General features: G+C 39.7%; 4 protein-coding genes. All 4 read left to right on the top strand.

Features of this window, described 5'->3' with window-relative positions; genetic code table 11:
- Window positions 1-776 (top strand): pyrroline-5-carboxylate reductase (gene proC, locus H5072_RS17505; protein WP_182694278.1); only part of this gene is annotated, 776 nt, incomplete at its 5' end.
- A 26-nt stretch (window positions 777-802) separates the two neighbouring features.
- Window positions 803-1,336, top strand: a complete 534-nt coding sequence (locus H5072_RS17500; RefSeq protein WP_007585413.1) for a YggT family protein — start codon at window positions 803-805, stop codon at window positions 1,334-1,336.
- A gap of 60 nt (window positions 1,337-1,396) precedes the next feature.
- Window positions 1,397-1,840, top strand: a complete 444-nt coding sequence (locus H5072_RS17495) for a DUF4426 domain-containing protein (RefSeq protein WP_182694277.1) — start codon at window positions 1,397-1,399, stop codon at window positions 1,838-1,840.
- Window positions 1,841-1,844: 4 nt separating this feature from the next.
- Window positions 1,845-2,180: non-canonical purine NTP pyrophosphatase (locus H5072_RS17490; RefSeq protein WP_310735896.1), on the top strand; the 336-nt coding region annotated here is incomplete at its 3' end.

Below are 2,180 nucleotides of genomic sequence, written 5' to 3'. Positions count from 1 at the left end.
ACGCCATTATTGGTGGCATGGTAAAAAACGGCTTTAACGCAAGTAACATAATTGCGACTAACCGCAACCAAGAAAAGCTTGAAAAGGTAGCATTTGATTTCAAGGTGCAAACCACCAGTGACAATAACGAAGCCCTGCGCGATGCTGATGTAATTGTTTTGTCTGTTAAACCACAAATGATGGGCGATTTATGTAAATCGTTTCAAGAGTCGGGCGTAGATTTTAGCGATAAACTGTTTATTTCTGTTGCGGCGGGCTTAACTGTAAAACGTTTACGTGAAATGCTAGGCCAAGACGTTAAAATGGTACGTTGCATGCCAAACACGCCATCTTTATTAGGTCGCGGAGTATCAGGTTTATATGGTGCGGGCGAAACACAAAGCGAACACGAATTTGTACAACAAGTTTTTGAGTGCACGGGCATTGTTGTATGGGTGGAAAAAGAGTCACAAATTAACGATATTATTGCTGTAACCGGCTCATCACCTGCTTACTTTTTCTTATTTATGGAAGCCATAGAAGAAAAAGCTAAAGCGCTGGGCTTTAACGATGAAGACGCTCGTCGTCTGGTACAACAAACAGCCCTTGGCGCCGCCGAAATGGCACTTAGCCAGCCTGATATTAGTATTTCGCAACTACGTTCAAACGTAACATCTAAAGGCGGTACTACTCACGCAGCTGTTGAGCACTTAAAAGATGAAGGCTTAACTAAAACCGTTGGCGATGCAATGGATGCGTGTATTGCGCGTGCAGAGCAAATGGAAAAAGAACTTTAAAACCACTTTTTATTGAAGGTTACACTATGAATGCCATGCAATTTTTAATCAGTACCCTGTTTGATTTGTTTTTAATGGTGGTATTACTGCGCTTTTGGCTGCAGTGGGCAAAAGCCGACTTTTATAATCCAATGAGCCAGTTTGTGGTTAAAGCCACGTCGTTTGCGGTAAAACCACTGCGTAAAATCATTCCGGGGTTTGGCGGACTTGATCTAGCATCTCTGTTGCTGGCATTTATAGTGGCTGTAGCCAAAATTAGTACTTTAATGCTTGTTATATATAATGCGTGGGCAATACAGCCTGTAATTATACAAGCACTTATAACGGTACTAAAAGAAGGCCTTAACTTAGTATTTTGGGTACTTATTATTCGCGCTATTTTAAGTTGGGTTAGCCAAGGCTATAACCCTATAGAAGCGGTTTTTCACCAGCTTACTGAACCAATGCTAAAACCAATTCGTAAAATATTGCCATCAATGGGTGGCTTAGATTTATCAGTTTTAGTGCTTATTATTGGTATTCAGTTTTTGCAAATGCTGCTTATGGATTTTCTAGTCTAATATAGATTTTTTAATTAGAGGCCCAAAGGCCTCTTTTTTATATGTTTTGAGGAATACATAATGAACCGTTTAATTAAGTTTTGTTTTATTGCTTGTTTAGTATTTTCATTTAACGCGCAAAGCGAAGAAATGCAAGGCGCACAATACAAAGAGCTTGGCCCTTGGCAAGTGCATTACATCGCCTTTCCTTCTACTTTTATTCAGCCAAAAATAGCAAAAGCGTACAACCTTGAGCGCAGTGGCTACAAAGGGGTTGTAAACATTTCTATATTAAAAAATGATGCCGATAAAACAGCACAAACGGCAAAGCTTACAGGCACAGCGAAAAACCTACTTGGCAACAAACAAACGCTTACTTTTAAAGAAGTAAAAGAAGGTGAGTCAATTTATTACCTTGCCCAAGTTGATTACACCAACGAAGAGATTTTACGCTTTGAGATTGAGATACAACAAAATAATCAATTTCAAAAATTACAGTTTCAGCAAAAATTTTACGTAGATTAATAACATGACCAAAACTTTAGTACTTGCTACAGGTAATCCTGGCAAAGTAAAAGAGCTAGCTAACATGCTAAGCTCTTTGAATATTAATGTAGTTCCACAGAGCGATTTTAACGTAGATGAAGTTGCCGAAACCGGCACTACTTTTGTTGAAAATGCCATTATTAAAGCGCGCCATGCCGCTAAAATTACCGGCATGCCAGCTATTGCCGATGACTCAGGTTTGGAAGTTGATGGCCTAAATGGCGCACCCGGTGTGTATTCTGCCCGTTTTGCAGGCCCAGGTGCCAGCGATCAAGATAACATTGATAAGTTACTCGTAGATTTAGGTGATAATCCTATT

The sequence above is a fragment of the Pseudoalteromonas sp. SR45-5 genome, from assembly GCF_014163565.1.
In the GTDB taxonomy this organism is placed as follows: Bacteria; Pseudomonadota; Gammaproteobacteria; order Enterobacterales; family Alteromonadaceae; genus Pseudoalteromonas; species Pseudoalteromonas distincta.
Note: the sequence above shows the minus strand (reverse complement) of the source record. Positions and strands in the feature narration are given on the sequence as shown.